The sequence below is a fragment of the Actinoplanes octamycinicus genome (assembly GCF_014205225.1).
GTDB lineage: Bacteria > Actinomycetota > Actinomycetes > Mycobacteriales > Micromonosporaceae > Actinoplanes > Actinoplanes octamycinicus.
Map to the genome: position 1 here is coordinate 3,624,000 of NZ_JACHNB010000001.1, position 26,276 is coordinate 3,650,275.

Annotated in this window: 23 protein-coding genes; 10 read left to right on the forward strand and 13 right to left on the reverse strand. The window is 73.0% G+C overall.

All coding sequences use genetic code 11. The features are described from left to right. Positions 1-362: 362 nt before the first annotated feature. Positions 363-1,073: a DUF2306 domain-containing protein gene (locus BJY16_RS16285; RefSeq protein ID WP_185040275.1), complete on the reverse strand. Its 711-nt coding sequence runs from the start codon at positions 1,071-1,073 to the stop codon at positions 363-365. Positions 1,074-1,155: 82 nt separating this feature from the next. Between BJY16_RS16285 and BJY16_RS16290 the strand changes: the two genes are divergently transcribed. From BJY16_RS16290 to BJY16_RS47165, 3 genes are all read left to right on the forward strand, one after another. Then, on the forward strand, positions 1,156-1,860 hold the full coding sequence (locus BJY16_RS16290) for a TetR/AcrR family transcriptional regulator (RefSeq protein ID WP_185040276.1): 705 nt from the start codon (positions 1,156-1,158) through the stop codon (positions 1,858-1,860). A gap of 441 nt (positions 1,861-2,301) precedes the next feature. Further along, positions 2,302-2,799: a hypothetical protein gene (locus BJY16_RS16295; protein ID WP_185040277.1), complete on the forward strand. Its 498-nt coding sequence runs from the start codon at positions 2,302-2,304 to the stop codon at positions 2,797-2,799. A 57-nt stretch (positions 2,800-2,856) separates the two neighbouring features. Next, complete coding sequence (locus BJY16_RS47165; RefSeq protein ID WP_239176538.1) at positions 2,857-4,491, forward strand: MFS transporter; 1,635 nt, start codon at positions 2,857-2,859, stop codon at positions 4,489-4,491. 43 nt (positions 4,492-4,534) lie between these two features. Here the strand turns inward: BJY16_RS47165 and BJY16_RS16310 are convergent, their stop codons facing one another. Beyond that, complete coding sequence (locus BJY16_RS16310; protein ID WP_185040278.1) at positions 4,535-5,932, reverse strand: FAD-dependent monooxygenase; 1,398 nt, start codon at positions 5,930-5,932, stop codon at positions 4,535-4,537. Between the two features lie 68 nt (positions 5,933-6,000). Here BJY16_RS16310 and BJY16_RS16315 point away from each other — a divergent pair, with 68 nt between their 5' ends. Next, positions 6,001-6,708: a TetR/AcrR family transcriptional regulator gene (locus tag BJY16_RS16315; protein ID WP_203758792.1), complete on the forward strand. Its 708-nt coding sequence runs from the start codon at positions 6,001-6,003 to the stop codon at positions 6,706-6,708. A 143-nt stretch (positions 6,709-6,851) separates the two neighbouring features. On the opposite strand, the gene BJY16_RS16320 is transcribed toward BJY16_RS16315, so the two are convergent. Then, positions 6,852-7,409: a TetR/AcrR family transcriptional regulator gene (locus tag BJY16_RS16320; RefSeq protein ID WP_185046479.1), complete on the reverse strand. Its 558-nt coding sequence runs from the start codon at positions 7,407-7,409 to the stop codon at positions 6,852-6,854. Between the two features lie 484 nt (positions 7,410-7,893). Between BJY16_RS16320 and BJY16_RS16325 the strand changes: the two genes are divergently transcribed. Next, entirely contained in the window at positions 7,894-8,271 is a 378-nt protein-coding gene (locus BJY16_RS16325) for a nuclear transport factor 2 family protein (RefSeq protein ID WP_221501978.1), read from the forward strand. Positions 8,272-9,015: 744 nt separating this feature from the next. Here the strand turns inward: BJY16_RS16325 and BJY16_RS16330 are convergent. Genes BJY16_RS16330 through BJY16_RS16340 form a run of 3 tightly spaced genes read right to left on the reverse strand, consistent with a single transcriptional unit; the run spans position 9,016 to position 12,375 of the window. After that, entirely contained in the window at positions 9,016-9,759 is a 744-nt protein-coding gene (locus BJY16_RS16330) for a succinate dehydrogenase/fumarate reductase iron-sulfur subunit (protein WP_185040280.1), read from the reverse strand. Further along, on the reverse strand, positions 9,759-11,705 hold the full coding sequence (locus tag BJY16_RS16335) for a fumarate reductase/succinate dehydrogenase flavoprotein subunit (RefSeq protein WP_185040281.1): 1,947 nt from the start codon (positions 11,703-11,705) through the stop codon (positions 9,759-9,761). The genes BJY16_RS16330 and BJY16_RS16335 overlap by 1 nt, the downstream gene beginning before the upstream one ends. Before the next feature lies 1 nt (position 11,706). Then, positions 11,707-12,375, reverse strand: a complete 669-nt coding sequence (locus BJY16_RS16340) for a succinate dehydrogenase cytochrome b subunit (RefSeq protein WP_275408034.1) — start codon at positions 12,373-12,375, stop codon at positions 11,707-11,709. A 143-nt stretch (positions 12,376-12,518) separates the two neighbouring features. Between BJY16_RS16340 and BJY16_RS16345 the strand changes: the two genes are divergently transcribed. From BJY16_RS16345 to BJY16_RS16355, 3 genes are all read left to right on the forward strand, one after another. Next, entirely contained in the window at positions 12,519-13,442 is a 924-nt protein-coding gene (locus BJY16_RS16345) for a LysR family transcriptional regulator (RefSeq protein WP_185046480.1), read from the forward strand. A 54-nt stretch (positions 13,443-13,496) separates the two neighbouring features. Next, the gene (locus BJY16_RS16350) at positions 13,497-14,252 is read left to right on the forward strand and encodes a class I SAM-dependent methyltransferase (RefSeq protein WP_185040283.1); all 756 of its coding nucleotides are present in this window, start codon (positions 13,497-13,499) and stop codon (positions 14,250-14,252) included. Positions 14,253-14,364: 112 nt separating this feature from the next. Continuing rightward, a complete protein-coding gene (locus BJY16_RS16355) occupies positions 14,365-16,071 on the forward strand; it encodes a substrate-binding domain-containing protein (RefSeq protein WP_185040284.1) in 1,707 nt (568 codons plus the stop codon). On the opposite strand, the gene BJY16_RS16360 is transcribed toward BJY16_RS16355, so the two are convergent. From BJY16_RS16360 to BJY16_RS16385, 6 genes are read right to left on the reverse strand one after another with little or no spacing between them, the layout of a single operon-like run. Beyond that, positions 16,068-17,507, reverse strand: coding sequence for a phytoene desaturase family protein (locus BJY16_RS16360; RefSeq protein ID WP_185040285.1), 1,440 nt, complete (start codon positions 17,505-17,507; stop codon positions 16,068-16,070). The two genes, BJY16_RS16355 and BJY16_RS16360, sit on opposite strands and share 4 nt — an antisense overlap. Before the next feature lie 16 nt (positions 17,508-17,523). After that, positions 17,524-18,597, reverse strand: a complete 1,074-nt coding sequence (locus tag BJY16_RS16365) for a glycosyltransferase family 2 protein (RefSeq protein WP_185040286.1) — start codon at positions 18,595-18,597, stop codon at positions 17,524-17,526. Then, the gene (locus BJY16_RS16370; RefSeq protein ID WP_185040287.1) at positions 18,594-19,373 is read right to left on the reverse strand and encodes a carotenoid biosynthesis protein; all 780 of its coding nucleotides are present in this window, start codon (positions 19,371-19,373) and stop codon (positions 18,594-18,596) included. Before BJY16_RS16370 ends, BJY16_RS16365 begins: the two co-directional genes overlap by 4 nt. 3 nt (positions 19,374-19,376) lie before the next feature. Then, complete coding sequence (locus BJY16_RS16375; RefSeq protein ID WP_185040288.1) at positions 19,377-19,955, reverse strand: GNAT family N-acetyltransferase; 579 nt, start codon at positions 19,953-19,955, stop codon at positions 19,377-19,379. 3 nt (positions 19,956-19,958) lie between these two features. Beyond that, a complete protein-coding gene (locus BJY16_RS16380) occupies positions 19,959-20,624 on the reverse strand; it encodes a monooxygenase (RefSeq protein WP_185040289.1) in 666 nt (221 codons plus the stop codon). Continuing rightward, positions 20,621-21,439 (reverse strand): SDR family NAD(P)-dependent oxidoreductase, encoded by an 819-nt coding sequence (locus tag BJY16_RS16385; RefSeq protein WP_185040290.1) that lies wholly within the window; start codon positions 21,437-21,439, stop codon positions 20,621-20,623. Before BJY16_RS16385 ends, BJY16_RS16380 begins: the two co-directional genes overlap by 4 nt. 72 nt (positions 21,440-21,511) lie before the next feature. Here BJY16_RS16385 and BJY16_RS16390 point away from each other — a divergent pair, with 72 nt between their 5' ends. Further along, positions 21,512-23,479 carry an APC family permease gene (locus BJY16_RS16390; RefSeq protein WP_185040291.1) on the forward strand — a complete coding sequence of 656 codons (1,968 nt, stop codon included), beginning with the start codon at positions 21,512-21,514 and terminating at the stop codon, positions 23,477-23,479. On the opposite strand, the gene BJY16_RS16395 is transcribed toward BJY16_RS16390, so the two are convergent. Further along, positions 23,377-24,633 (reverse strand): MFS transporter, encoded by a 1,257-nt coding sequence (locus BJY16_RS16395; protein WP_185040292.1) that lies wholly within the window; start codon positions 24,631-24,633, stop codon positions 23,377-23,379. The two genes, BJY16_RS16390 and BJY16_RS16395, sit on opposite strands and share 103 nt — an antisense overlap. Before the next feature lie 71 nt (positions 24,634-24,704). Between BJY16_RS16395 and BJY16_RS16400 the strand changes: the two genes are divergently transcribed. After that, the gene (locus BJY16_RS16400) at positions 24,705-25,679 is read left to right on the forward strand and encodes an ArsR/SmtB family transcription factor (RefSeq protein WP_185040293.1); all 975 of its coding nucleotides are present in this window, start codon (positions 24,705-24,707) and stop codon (positions 25,677-25,679) included. The last annotated feature ends 597 nt before the right edge of the window (positions 25,680-26,276 follow it).

The window sequence follows — 26,276 nt, forward strand, 5'->3', positions numbered from 1 at the left end:
GACGGGCGGCTCCGGGCGTACCGAAAGAGGGTCTGCTTGAGCCGGCCCAGAATGGCGCGGACCTGGAGAGACACGCGCGAACCCGCCCAGGGGAACCGGGACGGCGGGTGCGCAGCGTGCCGAAGGAAACCGGCGGTCTGGGTCAGGGGACGGGCCCGGCGGGTGCGCAGCGTGCCGAAGGAAACCGGCGGTCTGGGTCAGGGGACAGGCCCGGCGGGTGTGCAGCGTGCCGAAGGAAGCCGGCGGTCTGGGTCAGGGGACGGGCCCGGCGGGTGCGCAGCGTGCCGAAGGAAACCGGCGGTCTGGGTCAGGGGACGGGCCCGGCGGGTGTGCAGCGTGCCGAAGGAAGCCGGCGGTCTGGGTCAGGGGACGGGGACGGCGGGTGCGGAGCGTGCCGGGCGGGTGGGGCGTGGGTCGGGGCGGCGGTTGCGGGTGCGCTCCAGGTGCCACTCGGCGACCAGGAGAGGGATGGTCCAGCCGAGCCAGGCGGCAGCTGCCGAAGCGACCCAGCTGAGCAAGCCCTCGTCGCCGTGGAAGGTGGTGTCCAGCTGCGGGGACAGGGTGATCACGAAGACGGCGCCCCAGATCCGGTTGGTGATGATCGAGGCGGTCAGCGCGAAGCTGCGGATCATCCAGCGGCGATGGTCGCCGAAGCGGCGACGCCGGGCGGCCCGCCAGCCGGCTGCGGTGGTCCCCAGCCAGAGCAGGGCCAGCAGCACGTCGCTGGCCCGGGTCGCCGGGCCGTAGGGCGTGAACGCGCCGATGGTCAGCGCGCACAGCCCGGCCGGCAGCACCCCGCCGACCATGTAGAGCCGGCCGATCCGCCGATGCGCGACCGGGTGCCGCTGCCGGAACCAGGGCCAGATCTGGAGCACCGCGGTGCCCAGCGCCACGCTGCCGAACAGCACATGCGGCACGAGCAGCCAGAAGTGGGCGACGCCCAGCGACGGCGGCTGCGGCACCCGGGATTGGGCGGGGTCGAAGCTGAGGTAGGGCGGGATCGAGAACGCCACGAAGATCACCACGACCGCCGCGAGCGGGACGATCCATGGGCGGCGCCACCATCGGGTCATGCCGGTTCCCCTTTCTGCGTATGTCCTACGCAGTTGAGCGTATGCCATACGCAGTAAAGCCGGAAGCCCCTACGATGGGTCGGTGCCGACCGAACTGCCGCGTACCCTTCAGGTCCTCTGGGGCGTCGCGGACCGACCCACCCGCGGCCCGCAGCCGGCGTTGAGCTTGGACCGGATCGTCGCCACCGCGATCGAGATCGCCGACCGCGACGGTCTGGCCGCCCTCTCGATGGCTCGCCTCGCGGAGCGGCTGGGCTGCGCCCCGATGTCCCTTTACCGGCACGTCGCGAACAAGGACGAGCTGCTGGTCTTCATGCAGGACGCCGCCCCCGGCGAGCCGCCCGCGCTGCCGCCGGGCTGGCGCGACGGCCTGTCCGCCTGGGCCCGGGCGCTGCGCGGCGTGCTGACCGGGCACCCGTGGATCCTGCAGGCCTCAGCCGGCCGGCCGCCGCTCGAGCCGGGCCAGCTCGCCTGGCTCGATCGTGGGCTGTCGGCGTTCGCCGGCACGCCGCTCAGCCAGCGTGAGCGCGTCCAGATGGTGATGGCCGCGCTCTACCTCACGCGGGGCGAGGCGCAGATCAGCGCGGTGCTGCTCAGCGGCACGCCGGATGTGATCACGGACTACGGCGCGCTGCTCGACCGTTTCGTCACCCCGGCCCGCTTCCCGGCCCTGACCGAGGCGGTCGCTGCCGGCGTCTTCCGCGCCGACGAGCCGGACAGATCCTTCGAGATCGCCCTCGCCCGCCTGCTGGACGGCATCGACCTGCTGATCACTGCCCGCAGCTGACCCACTGCCGGCCCGTTGCTCCACCCCGCTGTCGCCTCCCGCTGCCAGCCCCTTCCGTGCTGCCGGCCCGTCCATCCGTGCCGCTGTCGGGGCCCCTCCTTCCGTGCCGCTGTCGTCCTCTCCTTTCGTGCTGCCGGCCCCCCTCCGCGCTGCTGCCGACTCCTTCTTCCGTGCCGCTGTCTGCCTCTCCTTCCGTGCTGCCGGCCCCTTTCGCGCTGCTGCCGGCCCCTTCTTCCGTGCCGCTGTCGGCCTCTCCTTTCGTGCCGCTGCTGGTCCTCCTCCCGCCTCGCGCGCCCGTTCTTCCCCTGGCCTTGGGCGGGTGCGCGGTGCCAGGGCGCGGACGTCGCTCCTCCCTTTGTTCGCTCAGCCGCCTTCGGTCTTTTCCTTCCGCTCGGGAGCTGAGCTTGTCAACGAATCGTTGACAAGGACTATGATGTCGGCATGGCTGATCTGTCCGGACTGCGTGGCATCCCCGCCCGGCGCGCTCGACTGGACGCCGAGGAACTGGCGCTGATCGACCAGGCCCGGCGCGACGGTGTCACCTGGCCGGCGATCGCCGAGGCGCTCGGCCTGGCCAGCCGCCAAGCCGCGGAACAGCGCCGGCACCGCTTGGCCCAGGCCGCCGAGCGCGAGTCGCGGCCGTCTCGGCTCCAGCTCGACTCCGGGTACGGCGAAAGCCCCACCCACCTGCGTGAATCCGTCACCGAGCTGCACCGCCGGATCGGCGCCGACCGCCGGTGGGATGCCCGCTTCCCGCGCGCCGCCCTGGTCCGCGAGACTCTGGCGGCCGCCCCCGACGCCCCGCCCGGCGCCCTGTACGACCTGGCCGCCCAGGCGCTCGCCGACCTCACCGGGCCTGGTGTCCCGCGTTTCCCGGCCCCGCTCCGAGCCGCCCTCACCCGACTGGAGGCAAGCTTCGCCGCCGCAAGCCCGGATTGACAGTCCCGCACTCAAGTAACAGGATGTGAGTCCCACGGACTCAATCCTGGAGTGCCCATGCGCCGGAACGCCGTCCTGTTCGTGCTGATCTCCCTCTTCTCCGGCTTCGGCAGTTACGCGCTCGGCCTGGCCGCCGGTCTCTGGATCCTCGATCTCACCGGCTCCGCCGGCCTGGCCGCGCTCGCGGGCATCGGCGTCTACGCACCCACGCTGGCCGCTCCGTGGCTCGGCGCCCTGGTCGACCGCTTCCCCCGCCGTCCGCTGCTGATCACCGTCGACGTGCTGGTCGGCGCCGCGATCCTGACCCTCTTGATCGCCCCGTCCGCGGTCTGGATCTATCCGATCCTGCTGGTCCGTGGCTTCAGTTACGTGCTGCTCGACGCCGGCGAAACAGCCCTGCTCCCGGCCGCCCTCCCGCCCGCGTCGCTGGGCGACGTCAACGGCTGGCGCTCCAGCGCCCAGGAGGGCATGAAGCTGCTGGCCCCCTTGGCGGGTGCCGCTCTCTATGCCTGGCGCGGTCCGCACGCGGTGGTCCTCCTCTGTGCCGTGCTTCCCCTGCTCACCGCAGGGCTTTACGCCCTCGTCCAACTCCGCCCCCTCGCCGTCCCGGCAGCTGCTCCATCGCGCCGGGCGCAAGTCACCGGCCAGCCGTCAGAAAGCGGATATGGCCGGGATGACGCAGCTCCCGGCCGCCCGGAGCGAGGCGGCCGGCAAGCGACAACCCACCAGTCGGCAATGGACCCGACCGCAACGGCGCCAGAGGACCAACTCACCGCCCACCAGATCGGTGCCACAACGCCGGGAGATCAGGACGCGGCGTGGCAGCTCGGCACGACGGTGCCGGGGGATCGGCACACGGCGCCGCAGGACGGCATGACGCGGCCGGGGGATCGGCACACGGCGCCGCACGTCGGCGCAACGAACCCGGAGGATCGGCATGCGGCGCCGCAAGTACGCGCGATGGACCCGGAGAATCGGCATGCGCCATCGAAAAGCGGCCCGCCGCCTGCGGCGAGTCAGGCAGTCGCATCGGAAGCCACCACAGTGCCCGCGCCGGAGCAACCAACAGCGTCAGAACAGGGCAAGCCAACGCTCGGCTGGAGCAGCGTCCGAGCCGGAATAGCGGCGCTGGGGCAGGAGCCGCTGCGCACCCCGGTCCTGCTCGCTGCCGTGGCGATCGCCGTCTCCGGGCTGACCAACGCCGCCGTGCTGCTGCATCTGGTCGACGGCCTGCACCGCCCGGCCACCCATCTCGGCATCCTGTCCAGCGTCCAGGGCGCCGGCTCGATCCTCGGCGGCTTCCTGGTCGGCCGCCTGCTCGCCCACCTGCCGCCGGCCCGGGTCGCTGCGCTGGGTGCCGCCCTCTTCGCCGCTGCCTGCGTGGCCTGGTCCCTGCCCTGGTGGCCGGCGATGCTCGTCGGCAGCGCTCTGACCGGCCTCGGCCTCCCGTGGACGTTGATCGCCGGAATCACCGCCATCCAGACCAGCACCCCCGATCATTTGCTGGGCCGCGTCGCCGCGACCGGCAACATGGTCATGTTCGGCCCGATCACCCTTGCCATCCCGCTCGGCGCGGCCCTCTCTCAGCTGGGCGCACGCCCACCGCTGCTGCTCGGCGCCGCAGTGGTCCTGACCGCTGCTCTGACGGCCACTCTCGACCGGTCCCGCCCCACGACCGCGACCGTCACCTGACCGCCTGCGGCGATCCGGATCGCGAATCCAGGCGGGAAGCCGGTCAGTGCCCGAGCAGCTTCAGGTAGTCGAGAACGTCCTGCGCACTGCCGGTCGCACAGCCGACGTAATTGTCCGGACGGATCACGAGCAGGCTGGGCTCGTGGATGTCGTAGGCCTGCCAGGCGGACACCTCGTCGGCCGCCAAGCGGTGTGCCCGCACCGAGGCCGGCAGCGTCGGCAGGGCTCCGCCGAAGCCGAAGGCGAGCAGCGTGGTGTGACCGCCACGAAGCAGGTCGAAGACGCGGCGACCGTCGCTGAGCGGGCTGTCCGGAGCCCGGTCGCCGGCCTGCACCAGGCCGGGAGCGGCGCGGCGCTCGGCGGTCAGCGGGCCACCGCGATAGTTCAGCGTGAGCTGGCGCAGCACCGGGTCGTCGCGGCGCATCGCGTCGGCGTCGTTGTCGACGTGCCGGCGGTGCAGGTCGGTGCTGATGCCGAGCACGTCGGCGGCGAACGGGAGCCGCTCGGCCTCATAGGTGTCGAGCAGGGCGTCGTCACCGACGGCCAGCTTCCACCCGAGGTTGTAGCCGTCCTGGATGCCGGTGTTGAGGCCCTGGCCGCCGGCGGGGGAGTGGACGTGTGCCGCGTCGCCGGCCAGGAACACGTCACCCACCCGGAAGTGGGCGGCCATCCGGATGTTGGCCCGCCACTGGGACGTCCATCCGATGTCGGTGACAGTGATCGAGGGGTCGACTGACGCGACCAGCTCCTCGACCGACGCCTCCGTGGGCGGGGCGGTCAGCTGCCACCAGTCGCCACCCGGCAGCGGGCACAGCCCCAGGCGGAACGCGGGCTCACCCGGCCAGACGTGCCAGTGCGAGCGATCCAGGCCGGACAGTCGCACGTCGGCGATCAACATCTGCTCCTCCTCGTGCGTGGAGCCGAGGAAGTCGACGGCGAGCGCCCGCCGTACCGTACTCCTGCCGCCGTCGGCGCCGACCACGAAGCGTGCCGTGACCACCTCGCCGGAGTCGAGCGTGACGCGGACGCCGTCGGCGTCCTGCTCCAGCGCGGTGACGCCGACCCCGAACTCGACCGGCACCCCCTCGGCGAGCAGCTCGGAGGTCTGCCACTGGGGGAGCATCAGCATGTTCGGATAGGGCACCTCGGGGGTCGGCTCGTGCAGCTCGTCCATCCGCCATGCCGCGGTCAGGCCGTCGGGGCGGTGCACCAGCATCTCCGGATAGTCGTCGCCGGCCGCTCGGAAGCGGTCGATCAGGCCCAGGTCGTCGAGCACCTCCAAGGTGCGCGGCTGCAGGCCCTTGCCTCGCGAACCGTCGACCGGCTGCGGCGATCTCTCGAAGATGCGGAAGGGCACGCCATGTCGCTGCAGCTGGCGAGCCACGGTGAGGCCGGTCGGCCCGGCGCCGACGATTACGGTGAATCGAGATTCAGTGAACATGGATTCACCGTAGGGCGCTGCTAGGCTCCGGGTCAAGAGGGCGGCTTTCGGATGGTGGTGACCGCGCGGTGGCGACCGGGCAGGCGCAGGACGAGCTGGGCGAGCAGCCGGCGCCGGTGCGGCCGGGCATGCCGGTCATCGACTGGGCGTGGCCCAACGCCGCGCGCGATGCCAGGCGCCCCAGCCTGCGCAAACAGCAGGCCGCGCAGACCGAGGCCGAGCTCAAGGCCGCCGCGATCCGGGTCTTCGAGCGGGTTGGCTATCTGAATGCGAAGATCACCGACATCACCGCCGAGGCGGGCCGGGCCACCGGGTCGTTCTACAAGCACTTCGCCGGCAAGGAGGCGCTGCTCGAGGCGCTGCTGGCGGACCTGCTCACCGAGGGCGACGCGAGCGCCGAGCTGCCCGAGCACGGTGACGACTTCCGTGACCGTGAGGCGGTCCGGTTCCACGTCGCCGCGTTCTGGGGGTTCTATCGGCGGCACCGGGTGATCATGGTGGCGTTGCAGCAGGCGGCGTTGGTGGACGAGGGGTTCGCCGAGCGCAGCCGCGACATGCTCGCCCCCGACCTGGGCCACATCGCGGATCACCTGACCGGTCTGGATCTCCCGGGCGACCCGCTGGTCAGCGCGTCCCTCTTCGGCGCGACGATCAGCACCTTCGCCGCCACCTGGCTCAACGACGCCACCCGCCCCGCGCTCGGCCGGGAGCTCACCGACGACGAGGCCATCGAGACCCTCACCACGTTCCTGCACCGCGGCTTCGGCGCCGCCTGAGCGGCGACATCACGCCAGGCGGGCGCCGCTCCGGGAGGCCGCGCGACTTCCGCCACGCTCATGCTGTTTCCGGTACGACCGGAGCGCTCCGTCCGTGATCCCGGCCGGTGCGGCGTTCCCCGAGGCCGGCAGTGGCCGAGCGGTCAGCCGTCGTGCCGCGGCGCCAGCCCGGCGAAGATCACGCCGAGGGTGTGGTCCTGCAGTCCCTGATCCCAGCTGCCGACCAGCGCGCCCTGGCAGACGCTGAGCAGCAACGCCATCACCACCGGCAGGCGCGCCTCCGTGCTCACCATCCCGGCGGCCTGGGCCTGCCGCAGCAGGTCGTCCACGGCCTGCTCCAGGTGCCCGATCGCGTCCGGCAGCCGGATGTCCACGTCCGCCCGGGCCAGCAGCTCGACGACCGACCGCTTGTCGGCGGCCTGCGTCACCAGCCGCCGGAAGAACTCGAACAACCCGTCGCCGCCACCCAGCTCACCGGCCTCCGTGACCAGCCGGACCAGCAGCTGCTTCATGATCGCGGCAAGCAGGTCGTCCTTGGTCGGGAAGTGCCGGAACACCGTGCCGATCGCCACCCCGGCCCGGCGCGCCACCTCCTCGGTCGACGCCCCCGCCCCGAACTCGGCGAACACCGCCTCCGCCGCCCCCAGGATGCGGACCCGGTTCCGCTGCGCGTCGGCCCGGAGCGTCGGCCCGCCCTGAATGCCGGCCCCGCCTCCTGTCCTGCCGCGACCGCCTGTCCTGCCGCGACTGCCTGTCCTGCCGCGACCGTCAGCCCCGCCGCGACCGCCTGTCGCGCCACGATCGCCTGTCGCGCCACGATCGCCTGTCGCGCCGCGACCGCCTGTCTCGCCGTGCCAGCCGGCCTCGCCGGGGGCGGCTCGCACCGCAAGGTCGACCCGCGGCGGCGATCCGTCGTCTCCGGTCGGATCGGCGACGCCCTCGGTCGCGGTATCGCCGCGTTCTACCGCCCCTCCGGAAAAAGACCCGGAACCTTTGGCGGGAGTGTCGGCAGTGCCCCTGACCTGGGAGGACGTGGAGCCTTCGGTGGACGAAGGGGTTGGGTCGGCCGATGGGAGGGCTGGCAAGTCGAGTCTCCACTCATTATTGTCGGCGGCGGAGCGAAGCTGAGTTGTCACTCATCTTAATGGGAGGCGTGTCGTGACACCGCACCAGATCTTTGCCCGGATGCGTGAGCGGTGGCTGGCCGGGCAGTCCACCTACGACGGTGACATGCTCGCCGAGGACGTGGTGGTGGAGACGCCGTTCGCCCCGCCCGGGCGGCCCACCCGGACCGAGGGGCGCGAGCGGGTCCTGGGGCAGACCAGGGCCGGGCGCGCGAGTTTTCCGGTTCGCTTCGACGACTGCCGCCACGTGGTGATCCACGAGACCGCCGACCCCGACGTGATCATCGTCGAATATGAGCTGGTCGGCACCCACACGGTGACCGGCACGCAGGCGTCGGCGCCGTTCATCGGGGTGCTCCGGACGCGCGACGGCCTGCTCGCCGGTTGGCGCGAATATCAGCACACGATGGCCATCGCCGCCGCCCTCACCGCCACCTGAGCCGATGCCAGCCGCCCGCTCTCCATGCGGCGTGCTGAGAGCTGGTGGGGAGGCCGCGGGCCGGGCGGTGTGGTGCGAGCCCGCAGGCGTGGCGGTGTGGCGGAGCCCGGGCCGGTGAGGCCGCAGGCCGGGGAGGCGGGCCGGCGCGGCGGGAGAGCGCGGGCCGGTGCAAGAAGGGGAGGCGGCTGCAGGTAGCAGTGGTGCGGTGCGGCAGGCCGCGGGTGAGTGGCGCGGCGGGCCGGGAGCAGGAGAGTCACCAGCGCGGCGGGTGGTGCGGTGCAGCAGTGCTGCGGTGCGAAAGGGGGGTGCGGCATTGCGACGGCGCGGAAGGGCATTGCGACGGCGCGGAAGGGCATTGCGGCGGCGCGGAAGGGCGGTGCGGCGGCGCGGAAGGGCGGCGCTGAAGGGCGGTGTGGCGGCGCGAAGGGCGGTGTGGCGGCGCGGAAGGGCGGCGCTGAAGGGCGGTGTGGCGGCGCGAAGGGCGGTGTGGCGGCGCGGAAGGGCGGCGCTGAAGGGCGGTGTGGCGGCGCGAAGGGCGGTGCGGCGGCGGGGAAGGGGATGCGACGGCCCGGAAGGCGGTGTGGCGGCGCGGCACGGAGGAAGGGGCGAGCGGAGATGTGGCGCGGGAGGCGGAGTGGCGGGCGGCATCGGGGCTGGAAGCCGGATGCCCGGCACGCCGTTGTGCCGGGCATCCGGAGTTGTTCCGGGGATGGCGCACGGCGTTGTGGCCCGCCCCCGGGGACGTCACCGCTTGGCGATGGCCTTGCGGTAGTCGCTGTTGAGGCGGCCGATCAGGCTCAGCGGGATGCCCTTCGGGCAGACCTCGGCGCACTCGCCCATGTTGGTGCAGCCGCCGAAGCCGGCGTCGTCCTGGGCCTGCAGCATGTCGATCACCCGGCTGTCGCGCTCGGGCTGCCCCTGGGGGAGCAGGCCGAGGTGGGTGATCTTCGCGGCGGTGTAGAGCATCGACGAGCCGTTCGGGCAGGCGGCGACGCAGGCACCGCAGGCGATGCAGGTGGCCGCCTCGAACGCGGCGTCCGCGTCCTTCTTCGGCACCGGGGTGGCGTGGGCATCCGGGGCGGTGCCGGTCGGCGCGCTGATGTAACCGCCCGCCTGGATGATCTTGTCGAACGCGGTGCGGTCGACGACCAGGTCCTTGATCACCGGGAAGGCGGCGGCGCGCCACGGCTCGACGTCGATCACGTCGCCGTCCTTGAAGTGCCGCATGTGCAGCTGGCAGGTGGTGGTGGCCTTCTCCGGGCCGTGCGCCACACCGTTGATCACCATGCTGCACATGCCGCAGATGCCCTCGCGGCAGTCGTGGTCGAACGCGATCGGGTCGTCACCGTTGAGGATCAGCGTCTCGTTGAGGACGTCGATCATCTCGAGGAACGACGCGTCCGGGGAGATCCCCTTCACGTCGTAGGTGACCATCTTCCCGGGGGAGGAGGGGCCGGACTGACGCCACACCCTGACCTTGATGTCCATTACTTGTAACTCCGCGTGCTCGGGTGGACGTACTCGAAAACGAGCTCTTCCTTGTGCAGGGTCGGCTTGCCGTCGGCGCCGAAGTACTCCCACGCCGCGGCGTAGCCGAACTCGTCGTCGTGGCGCAGCGCCTCGCCGTCCGGGGTCTGCGACTCGGCCCGGAAGTGCCCGCCGCACGACTCCCGCCGGTGCAGCGCGTCGATGCACATCAGCTCACCGAGCTCGATGAAGTCGGCGACCCGCCCGGCCTTCTCCAGGTTCTGGTTGAGCTCCTCGCCCTTGCCGGGCACCTTCACCCGGGTCCAGAACTCCTCCTTGAGCGCCCGGATCAGCCCGATCGCCTTGGTCAGGCCCTCCTCGGTGCGCTCCATGCCGCAGTACTCCCACATGATGTGGCCGAGCTCGCGGTGGAACGAGTCCACGGTCCGGTCGCCGTCGATGGACAGGAACTTCGCGATCCGGTCCTCGACCTCCTTGCGCGCCTCGACGACCTCGGCGTCAGCGGCCGAGACCTTCTTGAACGGGCCGGCGGCCAGATAGTTGTTGATCGTGTTGGGCAGCACGAAGTAGCCGTCCGCCAGGCCCTGCATCAGCGCGGACGCGCCGAGCCGGTTGGCGCCGTGGTCGGAGAAGTTCGCCTCGCCCACCACGAACAGGCCGGGGATGGTGGACTGCAGGTCGTAGTCGACCCAGAGGCCGCCCATCGTGTAGTGCACGGCCGGGTAGATGCGCATCGGCGTCTCGTACGGGTCCTCGCCGGTGATGCGCTGGTACATCTCGAAGAGGTTGCCGTACTTCGCCTCGACCGCCTTGCGGCCCAGCCGGCTGATCGCGTCCGCGAAGTCCAGGTAGACGCCGAGCCCGCCGGGGCCGACGCCGCGACCCTCGTCGCAGACGTTCTTGGCGGCCCGGGACGCGATGTCGCGGGGTACCAGGTTGCCGAACGACGGGTAGATGCGCTCCAGGTAGTAGTCGCGCTCGTCCTCCGGGATGTCCGCCGGCCGGCGGGTGTCCTTCTGCGCCTTCGGCACCCAGACCCGGCCGTCGTTGCGCAGCGACTCGGACATCAGGGTCAGCTTCGACTGGTGCGAGCCGGACTCCGGGATGCAGGTCGGGTGGATCTGCGTGTAGCAGGGGTTCGCGAACAGCGCGCCCTTGCGGTGCGCCCGCCACGTCGCCGTGACGTTGCAGCCCTTGGCGTTGGTGGACAGGAAGAACACGTTGCCGTAACCGCCGGAGGCGAGCACCACGGCGTCCGCCAGCTCGGTGCTGATCTCGCCGGTGATCATGTCGCGGACCACGATGCCGCGGGCCTTGCCGTCGATGATGATCAGCTCGAGCATCTCGTGCCGGGCGTTCATCTCGACGTTGCCGAGGCCGATCTGCCGCTCCAGGGCCTGGTACGCGCCGAGCAGCAGCTGCTGGCCCGTCTGGCCCCGGGCGTAGAAGGTCCGGGACACCTGGGTGCCGCCGAACGAGCGGTTGTCGAGCAGGCCGCCGTACTCCCGGGCGAACGGAACGCCCTGCGCCACGGCCTGGTCGATGATGTTCACCGACTCCTGGGCCAGCCGGTACACGTTGGACTCACGGGCGCGGAAGTCGCCGCCCTTGACCGTGTCGTAGAACAGCCGGTAGATCGAGTCGCCGTCGTTGCGGTAGTTCTTGGCGGCGTTGATGCCACCCTGCGCGGCGATCGAGTGCGCGCGGCGCGGGCTGTCCTGGTAGCAGTACGACTTGACCCGGTAGCCCTGCTCGGCGAGCGTCGCGGCCGCGGAGCCGCCGGCCAGGCCGGTGCCCACCACGATCACCGTGAGCTTGCGGCGGTTGGCCGGGTTGACCAGCTTGGCGGCGAACTTGCGGCGCTCCCAGCGAGTCTCGATCGGCCCGTCCGGCGCGGCCTTGTCGACGACCGGGTCGCCCTCTTTCCAGAAATCCGTCTCAGACATGTCAGTCCACCAATCCGGTCAGCACCGCGAACGGCACCGAGAGGTACCCCACGACCAGCACGAGCGACAGCGCGATCGCGATGTACTTCGCCCGGCGCTGGCCCTTCATGGTCTGCTGGCCCAGCGTCCGGGCCGCGCTGAAGATGCCGTGCGCCAGGTGGAACCCGACGGCCACGATCGCCAGCGTGTAGAAGAGGGTCACGTACCAGCGCTCGGGCGCGAAGTCGGCGACCACGTTCATGTACGGGTGCGCCTTGTCCCCGTTGGGGTTCAGGTTCCCGGTGGTCAGGTCCAGGATGTGGTAAATGACGAAGAGCAGGACGATCACGCCGCCCCAGCGCATCGTGCGGGCGGCGTAACTGCCCTGGACCTTCGGCCGGTGCGCGTACTTGACCGGGCGGGCCTTGCGGGCGCGAGCGGTCAGCACGGCCGCGGTGTAGATGTGCGCCAGCACCGCGAGGGTCAGCACGGCACGCTGGATCCACAGGTACCAGGTGTCCGGCAGCAGGGGCGTGCCGATCGAGCGCAGCCAGTGCGCGTAGTGGTCGAAGTCGGTCGCGCCCAAGAAGATCTTGAGGTTGCCGGCCATGTGCACGAAAAGGAAGAGCACCAGCAGGATGCCGCTGACCGCCATGATGATCTTCAGGGTGACCGACGAGGGCCGGACCACCTTGCGCGGGGTGGGCTTTGCCGTCGCCCCCGCCGCGTTCTTGGTTTTCGGAATAGGAGTGTCTACCGCCACAACCTGGACGGTAGAAAGTCCCGAGTCATTCGTCTAATGCATGATCGGGCGGGTCGTCATAGCGATAGGCTATTACCGTGCAGCTTCAACAACTCCGGTACTTCCTGGCGGTGGTAGAAACCCGGCATTTCACCCAGGCGGCGGACATTCTCGGCGTCTCGCAACCTACGTTGAGTAAGCAGATTCACACCCTCGAGGCGTCGCTGGGCGCCCCGCTCTTCGAGCGGATGCGCGGCGCGGTGACCCTCACCGTGGCCGGCGAGACCCTGCTGCCGATGGCCCAGCGGATCGTCGCCGACGCGGACGCGGCCCGCGACGCGGTCCAGGACATCGTCGGGCTGCGCCGCGGCGAGGTGCGCCTGGGCGCCACCCCGAGCCTCTGCTCCTCGCTGGTCCCGGCCGTGCTGCGCACCTTCCGGGCCGACCACCCCGGGGTGACCCTGCACGTCAGCGAGGGCAGCTCGCAGGACCTGATCGGCGGCCTGCTGGCGCACACCCTGGACCTGGCCTTGATCGTGCAGCCCGAGCAGGGCGTCGACCCGGCGCTGGACGCCACCGAGGTGCTCCGGGAGAGCCTGGTGGTGGCGTCGGTGGCGGACGGGCCGCCGCCGACCGTGGGCCGGCAGCTGGAGCTGACCGAGCTGCGGCACACCCCGATGGTGATGTTCCGGGAGGGCTACGACATCCGCGAGGTCACCCTGCACGCCTGCGAGCGGGCCGGCTTCACCCCGAAGTTCGCGGTCGAGGGTGGCGAGATGGACGCGGTGCTGGCCTTCGTCGAGGCCGGCCTCGGGGTCGCGCTGGTGCCCAGCATGGTGCTGGCGAACCGGCCGCTGCTGCGGGCCACGCCGCTGGCGCCGCCGGGCATGCGCCGGACCATCGCGCTCGCCCAGCGCCGGGCGGCGGTGCTGCCGCACGCGGCCGCGGCGCTGCGAGAGGTGGTGCTGGAGCACATCGGGTCGGGCCGGCTGCCGTACGGAGTACGCGCTCTCTGATCGACCGTCCACTTCGGGTAGTCAGGTGTCTACGGTCCGTTTAGAGTCCTGGGTGTGTGGCATGGCGAGTTCCAGGATCCGCGCCTGGCCGAGGTCTACGACGCCGAGTGTCCCTGGGGCTGGGACGACGACTTCTTCATGGCCGTGCTCGCCGAGCGGTCCGCGCACCGGGTGGCCGACGTGGGCTGTGGCACCGGCCGGCTGGCCATCGCGATGGCCGCGGCCGGGCACCAGGTCACCGCGGTCGACCCGGCGGCCGCCGCGCTCGCCGCGGCCCGGCGCAAGGCGGGCGGCGACCGGGTCCGCTGGCTGTGCGGCTCGGTCGAGCAGCTGCCCGCCCGGTCCTACGACGCCGCGTTCATGACCAGCCACGTGGCCCAGTCCTTCGTGGACGACGAGGAGTGGGACGCGGTGCTGCGCGGGCTGCGCCGGGCGCTGGTCCCGGAGGGGCGGCTGGTCTTCGACAGCCAGGACCCGGCCGAGCGGCCGTGGCAGCTGTGGAACCCGGAGGACTCGTGGCGCACCGTGGTGCTCGGCGACGGCACCGCGGTGGAGGCGTGGAGCGAGGCCGAGGAGACCGCTGAGGGCATCGTGCACGTCACGCAGCGTTACGAGTTCGCCGACGGGCGGAGCCTGGCGAACTCGGCAACGCTGCGTTTCCGTACCGAGCCGGAGCTGCGTGACTCGCTGCGCGAGGCGGGCTTCCGGGTGGACCGGATCTACGGCGGCTGGGGACGGGAGCCGGTCGGGCTCAGCGGCGACGGCGAGTTCATCGTGATCGCCGTGGCGACGCCCCGGTTGATGTCGTGAAGGTCGCGATCGTGCCGAGATTCTGTCCGGAACCTTAGGAGCCATTGCGAGACATAAATCCCGGACTACCATCCGCTCCATCGGTGGTGACCTTTACACGAGGTAAGGTGGCATGCCCGACAACGAGTGGCCCGACCCACGCCTGCCGTTCCCGGAGCCGACCCCGAGCCGGGGCCGCACTTCGCTGGCGGCTGCCGTGGTGGTCCTGGTCCTGCTGGCCGCCGGCGGTCTCGCCTGGCGGCTGATGAGCAACCGGGCCGGCGCCCCGGTCGCCGAGGCCAGCGCGCCGCCGCCGGCCTCCCCGCAGCAGTCCACACGGCCCTGCCCGGACCCGCGGCTCCGGGTCGCCGCGGCCCCGGAGATCGCCCCGGTGATCCAGCAGGCGGCGGCCGGCCTCAACCAGGCCGGGCAGCGCTGCTCCGAGGTCGCCGTGCAGGCGGTCGAGCCGGGCGCGGTGCTCACCGCCAAGCCGCAGCCGGACGTCTGGGTGCCGTCCAGCAGCGCCTGGCTGGCCGTGGCCCGGGCGCAGGGCCGCAACTGGGCCACCGCCGGCCCGCCGCTGGCCTGGTCCCCGCTGGTGATCGCCGGGCCGGAGGCGATCGGCCGGCTGTTCGCGCCGGGCGACAAGACCTCCTGGGCCGCGCTGGCGCGGGACGCCGCCGATGACCGGGTGCCGGCCGTCCGGATGCCCGATCCGCTGCTCACCACCACCGGCCTGCTCAGCGTCTACGCCGTGCACCAGGCGATCGCCCGGGTCACACCGGACGCCGGGATCGCCACCCTGCAGGCGCTCACCCTGCGCAGCCGGCTGGAGAACGCGAACGCCGACACCACCGACGTGCTGGCCCAGCTCACCCGGGCCACCGACGACACCGCGGCCAGCTACGAGGTGGGTGTCTTCCCGGCCACCGAGCAGCAGCTCACCGCGTACCAGAAAGCGGGGAACCGGGTCCGGCTGGTCGGCGCGCCGCCGGCCGACGGCGTGGTGGACGCCGACTACCCCTACGCGGTCCGCAAGGGGGCGCCGGCCGAGCTGAGCAAGCGGCTGCGGGCGGCGATCACCTCGGCGGCGCTCACCGGGGCCGGGTTCCGGGCCGCCGCCACCGACGGCGCGCTGACCCTGCCGGCCGACCCGGAGGCGCTGCTCGGCCCGGCCCGGCAGTGGTCCGGGTACCGGTCGGTGGCCTTCCAGGTGCTGCTGATGATCGACGGCTCCGGCTCGATGAACGAGAAGATCACCGACCGGTCCGGGCGCAGCGTCACCAAGGCCACCCTGCTGCGCGAGTCCGGGGCCACCGCGGCCCAGCTGTTCGGCGAGGACACCAGCCTCGGCATGTGGTATTTCGGCACGTCCGGGGCGAACGGCCCGGCGCACGTCGAGGAGGTGTCGTTCGGGCCGCTGAACTCCTCCGCGGAGGGCAAGAAACGCCGGCAGCAGCTGGCCGCGAAGATCGGCTCCTACCGCCCGGTGGCGAAGGCCGGGACCCCGCTCTACCAGACCGTCCTGGACGGGGTGCAGGAGATGCGCGGCCGGGTCAAGCCGGACACCGCGACCGTGGTCGTGGTGCTCACCGACGGCTCGGACGGCGGCACCAGGTTCGCGATGTCCAATCCGGACTTCATGAAGCGGTTGCAGGCCGGCGCGGATCCGGCCCGGCCGGTCCCGGTGATCGCGGTCGGCTTCGGGCCGGGCGCCAACCTGCCCGCGCTGCAGAGCATGGCCAAGGTCACCGGCGGCCGCGCGATCGCCGCGACGAACCCGGCCGACCTGGCCTCCGGCATAGCCCAGGCCTTCGTCGCCGCGCACGCACGGTCCTAGCGCCGGGCCGGACCGATCTGCTCGGCCACGATCTTGGCGGAGAGGGTGACCATCGGGAGGCCGCCGCCCGGGTGCGTGGAGCCGCCGACCAGGAACAGGCCGTCGACCGGGGCGCGGTTCGCCGGGCGCAGCAGGCCGCCCGCGGTGCCGTAGATGACCCCGCCGGGCGCGGCAGTCGCCACGGCCAGGTCCGCCGGGGTCCGGGTCTCCGCGAAAACCACCCTTTCCCGTACGTCGCATCCGCGCTCGGCCAGCACCTCGAGCACCCGGTCCCGGTACGCCGCGGCCAGCCCCGGACGCCGCCAGTCCACCGCGGACCAGTCGGTGCCCTGGCGGGCCGCGTTGACCAGCACGAACCACGCCTCGTGGCCGGCCGGGTGGACGGTGGGATCGGCGGCCCGGGTGACGAACACGGTGGGGTCGCCGGCCGGCCGGGCACGCCGCCCCGGGCCGCCGAAGACCGCGTCGAACTCGGCGTCGTAGTCGCGCGGGAAGAACACGTTGTGGTGGGCCAGCTCCGGGGTCTCGCCGCGGACGCCGAGCAGCAGCACGAACCCGGCGAGGCTGCGGTCGGCGAGCCCGGCCAGCCGGCCCGGGGTGGGCAGCAGGTCGCGGTAGAGCGTGGCGGCGTCCACGTTGGACACCACGACGTCGGCCGGGACGGTGCGGCCCCCCGCCAGGCGGACACCGCGGACGCGGCGGCCGGCGTCGATCCCGGTCACCACGGAGTCCAGCTCCAGGCGTACCCCTAATTGATCGCATCGAGCGCGCAGCGCCTCGGCGAGGGTGCCGAGACCACCCGACAGGTACCAGCCACCGTAGGTGAGCTCGGCGTAGGGGATGGCGGCGAGCGCCGCAGGCGCGCGGCGCGGATCGGCGCCGGTGTAGGTGGCGTAGCGGTCCAGCAGCGTCCGCAGCCGCGGGTCGCGCAGGTAGCGCCGGCCCAGCGCGCGCAGCGACCGGCCCGGGGCGATCGCCGCCAGATCGGGCAGCCGCCAGGAGAGCCGGGCCAGCGACCCGGCGCTGATCGGCCGCTGCAGGACCGACTCCCAGGAGGCGTGCCAGATCCGCTCGGCGCGGCGCCAGAAGCGGGCCCAGTCCCGGGCGGCGTCGCTGCCCAGCGTCGCCGCGATCCGGTTCAGGAAGACCTGGTGGTCGGCGGCGGAGTCGAGGACCGTGCCGTCCGGGAAGAAGTGCCGGACCACCGGGTCCAGCGGCTCCGGGCGCAGGCCGAGACCGAGGTCGGTGAAGACCTGCGGCAGGGTGAGCAGGCTCGGGCCGGTGTCGAAGCGGAAGCCGTCCCGCTGGTAGGTGGCGAGTTTGCCGCCGACCTCGCCGGACCGCTCGTGGACGGTGACCCGGTGGCCGGCCTCGGCCAGCCGGATGGCCGCGGCCAGGCCGCCGACGCCGGCGCCGATCACCACGATCTCACTCATGGGGCAGATGATCCGTTCAGACGGGGCGGCCGCGCCAGGACAGGCGGTGGTGGCGGCGCCGGTGGAAGGAGCGGGCGATCAGGAATCCGAAGAGGACGATGGCGAGCGGGTGGGCGAGCGCGTCGGGGAGGACCCGGCCGCCGGTCGCCCCCGCCGAGATCATCCGCCCGGCGACGCCGAGCAGGTAGGCGAGCAGGGCCACGCCCGGGGCGACCGGGAGCAGGGCGAGCGGCGTCACGACGTACAGCAGGAGCAGCATGGTCACGACGGCGGCCGCGCCGGCCGCGGACCCGAAGGACGCCCACAGCGACTTGCCGTAACCGTCGGCCAGCTCGCGCCAGGAGTCGTACATCCGGCAGGTGGCCAGGCGGGAACCGTCGGCCAGGGCGATCCGGCCGCCGGACCGTTTCACCGCGCGGGCCAGCGCGATGTCCTCCAGGATCTCGGTGCGGACCGCGGCGTGCCCGCCGGCCCGCCGGTAGGCGGACCGGTCCAGGACCAGCCACTGCCCGCCGGCGGCGGCCAGCGACGGCCGCGGCGAGCGCTCCATGCCGCGCAGCGGCAGGAAGGTGAGCCAGGACCACTGCAGGAGCGGTTGGACCAGGCGTCCGGATCCGACAATCTTGGGGTACGGGCTGAGCAGTCCCGCCCGGCTGCCCCTGAGCAGGTCGACGGCTCCGGCCACCGCGTCCGCCGCCAGCACCACGTCGGCGTCCACGAAGACCAGCACGTCCGCCTCGCCGGCCAGGTCGGCGAGCTGCTGACAGGCGTGCGGCTTGCCGCGCCAGCCGGCCGGCAGCGGCGCCCCGGTGTGCAGCCGCACCCGGTCGCCGGCGACGGCGCGTACCACGTCGGCGGTGCCGTCGGTGGAGCCGTCGTCGAGGACGTGCACGGTCAGCTCCGGCACCCCGCGCTGGGCGAGCAGCGACCGCAGGCACGGGGCGACCCGGGCGGCCTCGTCGCGCAGCGGCAGCAGCACCGCGACCCGCTCGCCGGTGGCCGCGTCCCGGCGCGGCCGGCGCAGCAGCAGCGCGTTGGCCGCGGTGTGCGCGGCGAGCAGCAGCAACGGCAGGCAGACCAGGAGGATCATGCCGGGTCGCGCAGCCGGGGGAGCAGCGGGTCGCGCAGCCGGGGGAGCAGGGGCAGGACGGCGGCGCCCATCAGCACCGCGCCCCACGCCGCGGACGCGGGCAGGGACAGGAAGACGGCGTGCGCCAGCACCGAGGAGGCGTAGGTCCACAGCCACAGGGCCAGCGCCGGGGCGTCCGACCGCTCCGGACCGGCGGTGGCCCGGCCGGCTGCGGCGCCCAGCGCGATCATCAGCAGCACGGCGAAGCCGATCCAGCCCAGGTAGTTGCCGATCGGGACGCCGGGGACGCCGGGCAGCGCCGGGACCGGATCCCGCCAGACCCAGTAGTCCTCGGCGACCATCTGAGGATCCAGGAAGACGTCCCAGGCGGCCAGCCCGGCCGCGGCGACCGCCACCCGGGCCGCCCGCCGGCGGGCCACCCGCAGCGCCGCCAGCCAGGCCGGCCAGGCCATCCAGGTCCAGGCCAGCGGGATGATCAGCGGGACGTCGAGGAGGCGCGGGCCGAGCCGGCCGGAGTACTCGTAGGAGCCGAACGGGAAGCCGGTGGCCACCCCGATCGCCTCGACCGCGAAACCGCCCAGCGTCGCGGTCAGCACCAGCGCGGCGGCCGCCCGCGGGCCGCGGGCGAGCAGCGCGTGCGACACCGAGAAGGCCACCCCGAGCAGCACCGTCAGCACGGTCAGCCGGGCCCGGGCGTCACCCTCGGTCAGCGGGTACCAGATCTGTGCCAGGACCAGCGCGGCGAGCAGGGTCCAGGGCAGCCACCAGCGGCGCACGGGTCAGGCGCCGGCCAGGCCGGGCGCGTCCTCCACCGGACGCTCGGCCAGCGGCAGCTCCCGGCCCAGCACCGCGAAGGCCCGCTCGTCGCCCGGGAAGTAGAAGTGCCGCAGCACGTCGGCGAAACCGTACCGCCGGTACAGCCGCCAGGCGCGGGACACCTGCTCGTCGGCCTCCGGGGTGGAGAGCAGCACGGTCCGGCCCTTGGCCATGGCGAGCAGGGCGCGCAGCTGGCGGGCGCCGACCCCGTGGCCCTGGGCGGTCGGGCGCACGTGCAGCTCGACCACCTCGAAGCAGTCGGTCAGCCACTGCCGGCGGGACTCCTCGCCGAGCGCGTACCGGACCTGGTCGTGCCACCACTGGCCGGGGGCGGAGGTGTAGCCGTACCCGAAGCCCATCACCCGGCCCTCGGTGGTCAGCGTGGCGACCGCCCGGAAGCCGGGCCGGCGCACGTGCGACCCGATGTAACCCCGGCGGGTCTGCAGCAGCTCCTGGCGGTAGCCCATCGCCTCGCCGTAGACCGCGACCACGTCGTCGAGCCGCCGCAGCAGGTCGTCCGGCTGCCACGCCACAAGCCTCATCGCTTAGCTACGCTCCCGTCCCTCGGCCCAGCCCAGCACGGACCGGTCGCCGCTGATCCCGTGCACCGCGAACCGGGCGAACAGCTCCTCGGCGTACCACCGGTCGGCCGGGGTCCGGGCGATCGCGGCGCGGTGTCCCGGCTGACGGTACGCGAACGCGGTCAGATCCGCCGCGTCGCGCCACACGGTCACCGTGCCCTGCCAGCCGATCGGCGCCTCGCCGACGCCGAACCGGGCGAGCAGGCCGGGCGCGGCGGCCACCTCGCCGGCCACCGACGGGACGGCACGCCAGAACCGGAGCGCGCGGGACGGGCGCAGCCGGGCCCGGGTCAGGGCCAGCACCATGCCGTCGTGTTTGCGGCCGGTCGGGGTGAACGGGGTGCGGCCCGACCAGGTGCCCCGGCTGATCAGCGGCTCCAGGTCGATCCGGGCGTGCGCCGTGGCGATCCGGTCCCAGGTGCGCAGGCGTACCGGGGAATCGCTCACCGTGAGCGCCGCCCACCGGGTCGGATCGGCGTCACCGGGACCGAAGGTGGTCCCGGTCCCGGTGCCGAGGAACTTGCCGAACCGCAGGCCGCGCAGGTGATGGCGGGCGAAGGCCATGCGCAGCATGGCGGAGCCGACGGCGCGGCGCGGCACCCGCCAGACGTGCAGGGTGACGTGGGTCATTCCGTGGTCAGACCGGTCGCGGTGAGACTGGCGTCCCACAGGTCGGCGGCGAGCTTCGGGTCGCGGGCGTGCGCGGCCGGCCGGGTGACCGTGTGGCCGACGTAGTAGGCGCCGTTCTCCAGCTCGCCGGCGGGCGTGGTGAGCAGCCAGGTGAGCAGCTCACCGGCGGCCTCCGGGGTGACCAGGCCGGGCGCGTACCGGTAGAAGAGCCGGGTCAGCCGGCCGGCGCCGAAGTTGGTCCGGACCACACCCGGGTGGAAGGACACGCTCAGCACGTCCGGCCAGCGGCGGGCGGCCTCGGCGGCGAACAGGATGTTGGCCGACTTGCTGGCGCCGTAGGACCGCCAGGAACTGTACGACCGCAGGTCCTCGGCGAAGTTGGTGCCCGGCCGGCCCTGCATGTGCGCGCGGGAGGCGGTGTTCACCACCCGGGCGCCGGTCAGCCGCTCCCGCAGCAGGTGGGTGAGCAGGAACGGGGCCAGATGGTTGGCCTGCATGGTGGCCTCGTGCCCGTCCACGGTCAGGTGCGCCCGGTTGATGATGCCGCCCGCGTTGTTGGCCAGCGCGTCGATCCTCGGGTAGTCGTCGAGCAGCCGGGCGGCCAGCTCGCGGACGTCGTCGAGCTGCTCGAAGTCGGCCCGGAAGTGCCGCGGCTCGCGGCCGCCGGCGGCCTGCCGGACCTGTGCCACCGCGGCCGCCAGCCGGTCGGCGTCCCGGCCGACCAGGACCACCTCGTCACCGCGCGCGGCGAGTTGTCCCGCGGCCGCCAGGCCGACGCCGGAACTGCTCCCGGTGATCACGAATGTCTGCGTCATGACGCCTCCTGGCCCGCGGGCGGTCGCACCCCTAGTGCATCCTGACACCTGCTGTTCCAGAAAGAGGGTGGCATGAGCACCGAGATCAACGTTCCGGCGGTCGTCGAACCGGTCCGGGAGCCGGCGTCGCAGCGACGCCTGCCGCGCTGGCTGCTGGCGCACCGGGTGCAGCCGGTCGGCCCGGAGGCCGAGCACGCCACCCACGAGCAGGCCTGGTGGAAGGTGATGTGTCTGACCGGTGTGGACTACTTCTCCACCCTGTCCTACCTCCCGGCCATCGCGGCGCTCGCGGCCGGCGCCCTCTCCCCGCTGGCCACCCTGCTGATCGTGGCGCTGACCCTGCTCGGCATGCTGCCGATGTACCGGCGGGTGGCCAAGGAGAGCCCGCACGGGCAGGGCTCGGTGGCGATGCTGGAGCACCTGCTGCCGTTCTGGCGCGGCAAGATCTTCGTGCTGGTGCTGCTCGGCTTCGTCTGCACCTCGTGGATCATCACGATCACGCTGTCCGCGGCCGACGCCACCGTGCACATGGCGGAGAACCCCTATCTGCCCGGCGCCCTGCACGGCCACCAGGTGCTGATCACCGTGGTCCTGCTGCTGATCCTCGGCTTCGTCTTCCTGCTCGGCTTCAGCGAGGCGGTCGGCGTCGCGATCCCGCTGGTCGCCATCTTCCTGGTGCTCAACGCGGTGGTCACGGTGGTCGGCCTGGTCGACGTCTTCGGCACCGCGGGCGCGCTGTCCACCTGGGTCGATCGGCTGACCGAGCACGGCACCGGCTTCCTGGACCTGATCGGTCCGTCCATCCTGGCCTTCCCGGCGCTGGTGCTCGGCCTCTCCGGCTTCGAGACCGGGGTCAGCATGATGCCGCTGATCAAGGCCGGCGGCGCGTCCCCGGAGGCCCGGATGGCCTCGCGGGTGCGCAACACCCGCAAGCTGCTCACCACCGCCGCGGCGATCATGAGCGTCTACCTGATCGCCACCAGCTTCGTGACCACGGTGCTGATCCCGCCGGCCGAGTTCGAGCCGGGCGGCGAGGCGAACGGGCGGGCGCTGGCCTACCTCGCGCACGAGCAGCTCGGCGAGGTCTTCGGCACGGTCTACGACATCAGCAGCATCCTGATCCTCTGGTTCGCCGGCGCCTCGGCGATGGCCGGCCTGATCAACATCGTGCCCCGCTACCTGCCCGGCTACGGCATGGCGCCGGAGTGGGCCCGGGCGGTCCGGCCGGTCGTGCTGGTCTACACGGTGATCAGCGTCGGCATCACGATCGCCTTCGGCGCCGACGTGAACGCGCAGGCCGGGGCGTACGCGACCGGCATCCTGGCGATGATGGTGTCCGGGGCGATCGCGGTGACGATCTCGGCGTACCGGGCCGGGCAGCGCGGCGCGGCGGCCGGGTTCGGCGTGCTCACCCTGGTGCTGCTCTACGCCCTCGGCGACAACATCGTGGAGAAACCGGACGGCATCGCGATCTCCGCGGTGTTCATCGCGGCGATCATCCTGATCTCGCTGGTCTCCCGGGTCACCCGGACCACCGAGCTGCGCGCCGAGCGGATCGAGTTCGACGAGGCGGCCCGCCGGTTCATCGCCGACTCGATCGCGCACGACGGCGAGCTGAACATCGTGGCCAACCAGCGGCAGGACGGCGACGTCGCGGAGTACGACGTCAAGGAGGGCGAGCAGCGCGGGATGAACCCGGTGCCCGGCCGCGCCGACGTCCTCTTCCTGGAGATCGACGTGGTCGACCCGTCCGGGTTCAGCGACGTCCTCGAGGTGCGCGGCATCGAGGTCGGCACGCACCGGGTCCTGCGGGCGCAGAGCCCGGCCGTGCCGAACGCGATCGCCGCGGTGCTGCTCGCCCTGCGCGACGCCACCGGGGTACGGCCGCACTGCTACTTCGAGTGGGCCGAGGGCAGCCCGCTCGGCCACCTGTTCCGCTACCTGCTCTTCGGGCGCGGCGACACGGCGCCGGTGGTCCGCGAGATCCTCCGGAAGAGCGAGGCGTCGCCGGAGCTGCGTCCCCGGGTCCACGTCGGCTGAGGCTCCCGCAGCGGGCCGGCCAGCAGCAGGGTGACCGCGACCGAGGCCGCCGCGAGCAGGGTGATCGCGGCGGCCGGCGAGGTCAGCTCGGCCAGCGACCCGGCCAGCGCCGCGCACACCGCCTGCATGGTGAGCATGCCCGAGGTGTGCAGGCCGAGCGCCTGCCCGCGGTGCTCGGCCGGGGTCAGCTCGACCAGCCGCTCCTGCAGCAGCAGCGTGGAGCAGTACCCGACGGCCGCCACCGTGGCGAGCCCGACCGCCACCGGCAGCGGCGGGTGCAGGACGAAGGGCAGGTACGGCACGGCCAGCAGCAGCCGCAGGAGGGGCGCCAGCCGGCGGCGCCACCGCGGCGGCAGGAAGCGGCCGGCCAGCACGTCACCGGCCAGCATGCCGAGCGCCGAACCGGCCAGCAGCAGGCCGGCGCCGGCCGGGGCGAACGGCACGAACAGCGCCTCGCAGCCGACGATCAGGCCGTTCGGGAGCCACAGGGCGAGGTAGACCGGGCGTACCCCCGGAATCGCCCACAACCGCGAGTTGACCTGCCACGTCGCGGCCACCGAGGGCCGGCCCGGGTCGCGCGGAGCGCGCCGGGCCAGGCCCAGCCGGGCCACCGCGGCCCCGGCCAGGTGCAGGCCGGCCGCGGTCAGCAGGGTGCCGGCCGGCGACAGCACGGTGACCAGCGCGCCGCCCGCCGCGAAGCCGGCGATCTGCATCACCCCGACCGCGATGTTCAGCGTCGACCGGCCGAGCAGGTAGGCGCCGTCCGGCAGCAGGTCGTTGAGCAGGCCGTTGCGGACGCCGCCGCCCACCGAGCCGACCAGGCCCATCGCCAGCAGCACCGGGAACAGCGCGGCGACCGGCAGCCCGGGCGCGGCCAGGACGGCGGTCAGCAGCGCGGTGGCGGCGGCCACGCCGGTGAGCGCGGCCCGCGGCGGCAGCCGGTCGGCGGCGGAGAGCAGCAGGGTGGCGCCGGCCAGCTGGGCCAGCGACGGGCCGAACATGCTCAGCGCGGTGAGCAGCGGCGAGCCGGTGCGCGACCAGACGCCGGTGGCCAGGGCCAGGCCGGCGATGGTGGTGGCGGCGTTCTGCAGGCAGCAGGTGAGGAAGAGCGGGGCGAAGCCGGGCGCGCGGAAGAGTTGGCGGTAGGTGCGCATGGTTCGGCAGTCTTCTGGCGGATCTCCCGGATGGTTAATGTTTCGCGTGGCGGCGAAACCTGGGAGGTCCGGTGGGCTGGTGGCGGGTGGACGCGGACACGCTGGCGACCAGCCGGTTCGTGCTGTCCCCGCTGACCGAGGCGACCGCCGGGCTGATGCGGCTGCGGTGGGACAGCGCCGAGATCCCGCCGGACCGCGAGTGGCTGCGGGCGCACCGGCCGGCCTACCGGGCCCGGCTGGCCGCCGACCCGGTCACCGCGGCCCTGGTCGAGGCGGCGCTGCGGCCGCACTGGATCGCCGACTTCGTGGCGCCGCCGCCGGAGACCGTGGAGCGGCCGTTCGAGGCGGAGATCGCCGCGGTCCGGAACGTGTCACCCGAGGCGGCCCGGCGCCACCTCGCCGACGGGCTGAACGGGGAGCTGCCGGCGGTGCTGGACCGGGACGACCTCGGTGAGCGGATGGCCGGGCTGCTGACCTGGATCTGGCACACCTGCGTCGAGCCGGACTGGCCCCGCCGGCGGCGGATCATGGAGGCCGACGTGCTGGCCCGGACCCGGCTGCTGAGCCTCGGCGGCTGGGAGGCGGCGCTGGAGCGGCTGCGCGGCGGGATGCGGTGGCTGGGCGGCGGGCGGCTGCAGATCAACGCGTACGACTACCCGCCCCGGGACATCTCCGGGGCGCAACTGCTCTTCGTGCCGAACACGCTGGGCCGGGGATGGGCGTCCTGGCAGGAACCGGATCCGGCGCGGTACGCGCTGACGTACCGGTGCTCCGGGATCCTGGCCGAGTCCGGGCGGGTGGTGCCGGGGGCGCTGGGGCGGCTGCTCGGCCAGGGACGGGCCCGGGTGCTGGTGGAGCTGGAGCAGCCGAAGAGCACCAGCCAGCTGGTGGCGATCACCGGGATGGGGCTGGGGTCGGTCGGCGGGCATCTGCGGGTGCTGCTGGAGGCGGGGCTGGTCGGGCGGCGGCGGGCGGGGCGCAGTGTGCTCTATGCCCGTAGCGGGGCGGGGGAGGCGGTGGTCCGGGCCGCCGCCGGCGCTCTCTGAGCGCCCGGCATCCGAGCACCTCGGCCCGCCACGGGATGTCGATCACTTGTTCGAAAAAGTGGGCGGCGCGGCGCCGTGAAGGTTGCCTTTTTGTCGTAGGGGGGTGTTAGTCTCTGCTGTAGTTAGAACGGATGTTCGAACGGCGGCCAGCCTCACGGACATCCGCTCTGGCACCCGGGAGCGTGTTTCGCGGCGCGCCTCCGGAGCGGCACCCGCGAAGTGCCGCATGCGATGGTCCGGGCATTCGCGGGTTCGGGCCTCGTGACAAGGCAGGCCGCCGCTCACTGCCCCCGACCCCCGGTGGTGAGCGGCGGACCCGCCGGCAGTGTCCGGCCGGGTGTGGTGTGGGGAAGCTTCACATCCGGCCGGTCTGCACGCCGGGGCTCCTACTGCCCGTGGGGCCCCGGCACCCGGCCTTGTCGGCCGTTCCGGTCGTCCGGGCCCCGTCACGGAGGTGACAGCGGCGCCGGGGCGAGCGGGGCGGCTCAGGTGTGGCCCGTTGCGACTTCCTCCGCAGCGGTCCGGTTCGGCCAGTACGTCGGATGCGGAACAGGCGAGGAGAAACGAGCATGGCGAGCACCACGGCCCCCGGCCTGA

What these genes read in the sequence shown, in the direction of transcription:
- BJY16_RS16375 (WP_185040288.1), bottom strand. Translation starts at nt 19,955, where the DNA reads ATGAGGCTTGTGGCGTGGCAGCCGGACGACCTGCTGCGGCGGCTCGAC.
- BJY16_RS16355 (WP_185040284.1), top strand. Translation starts at nt 14,365, where the DNA reads ATGCCCGACAACGAGTGGCCCGACCCACGCCTGCCGTTCCCGGAGCCG.
- BJY16_RS16385 (WP_185040290.1), bottom strand. Translation starts at nt 21,439, where the DNA reads ATGACGCAGACATTCGTGATCACCGGGAGCAGTTCCGGCGTCGGCCTG.
- BJY16_RS16360 (WP_185040285.1), bottom strand. Translation starts at nt 17,507, where the DNA reads ATGAGTGAGATCGTGGTGATCGGCGCCGGCGTCGGCGGCCTGGCCGCG.
- BJY16_RS16395 (WP_185040292.1), bottom strand. Translation starts at nt 24,633, where the DNA reads ATGCGCACCTACCGCCAACTCTTCCGCGCGCCCGGCTTCGCCCCGCTC.
- BJY16_RS16330 (WP_185040280.1), bottom strand. Translation starts at nt 9,759, where the DNA reads ATGGACATCAAGGTCAGGGTGTGGCGTCAGTCCGGCCCCTCCTCCCCC.
- BJY16_RS16335 (WP_185040281.1), bottom strand. Translation starts at nt 11,705, where the DNA reads ATGTCTGAGACGGATTTCTGGAAAGAGGGCGACCCGGTCGTCGACAAG.
- BJY16_RS16325 (WP_221501978.1), top strand. Translation starts at nt 7,894, where the DNA reads ATGCGTGAGCGGTGGCTGGCCGGGCAGTCCACCTACGACGGTGACATG.
- BJY16_RS16285 (WP_185040275.1), bottom strand. Translation starts at nt 1,073, where the DNA reads ATGACCCGATGGTGGCGCCGCCCATGGATCGTCCCGCTCGCGGCGGTC.
- BJY16_RS16390 (WP_185040291.1), top strand. Translation starts at nt 21,512, where the DNA reads ATGAGCACCGAGATCAACGTTCCGGCGGTCGTCGAACCGGTCCGGGAG.
- BJY16_RS16295 (WP_185040277.1), top strand. Translation starts at nt 2,302, where the DNA reads ATGGCTGATCTGTCCGGACTGCGTGGCATCCCCGCCCGGCGCGCTCGA.
- BJY16_RS16365 (WP_185040286.1), bottom strand. Translation starts at nt 18,597, where the DNA reads ATGATCCTCCTGGTCTGCCTGCCGTTGCTGCTGCTCGCCGCGCACACC.
- BJY16_RS16310 (WP_185040278.1), bottom strand. Translation starts at nt 5,932, where the DNA reads ATGTTCACTGAATCTCGATTCACCGTAATCGTCGGCGCCGGGCCGACC.
- BJY16_RS16380 (WP_185040289.1), bottom strand. Translation starts at nt 20,624, where the DNA reads ATGACCCACGTCACCCTGCACGTCTGGCGGGTGCCGCGCCGCGCCGTC.
- BJY16_RS47165 (WP_239176538.1), top strand. Translation starts at nt 2,857, where the DNA reads ATGCGCCGGAACGCCGTCCTGTTCGTGCTGATCTCCCTCTTCTCCGGC.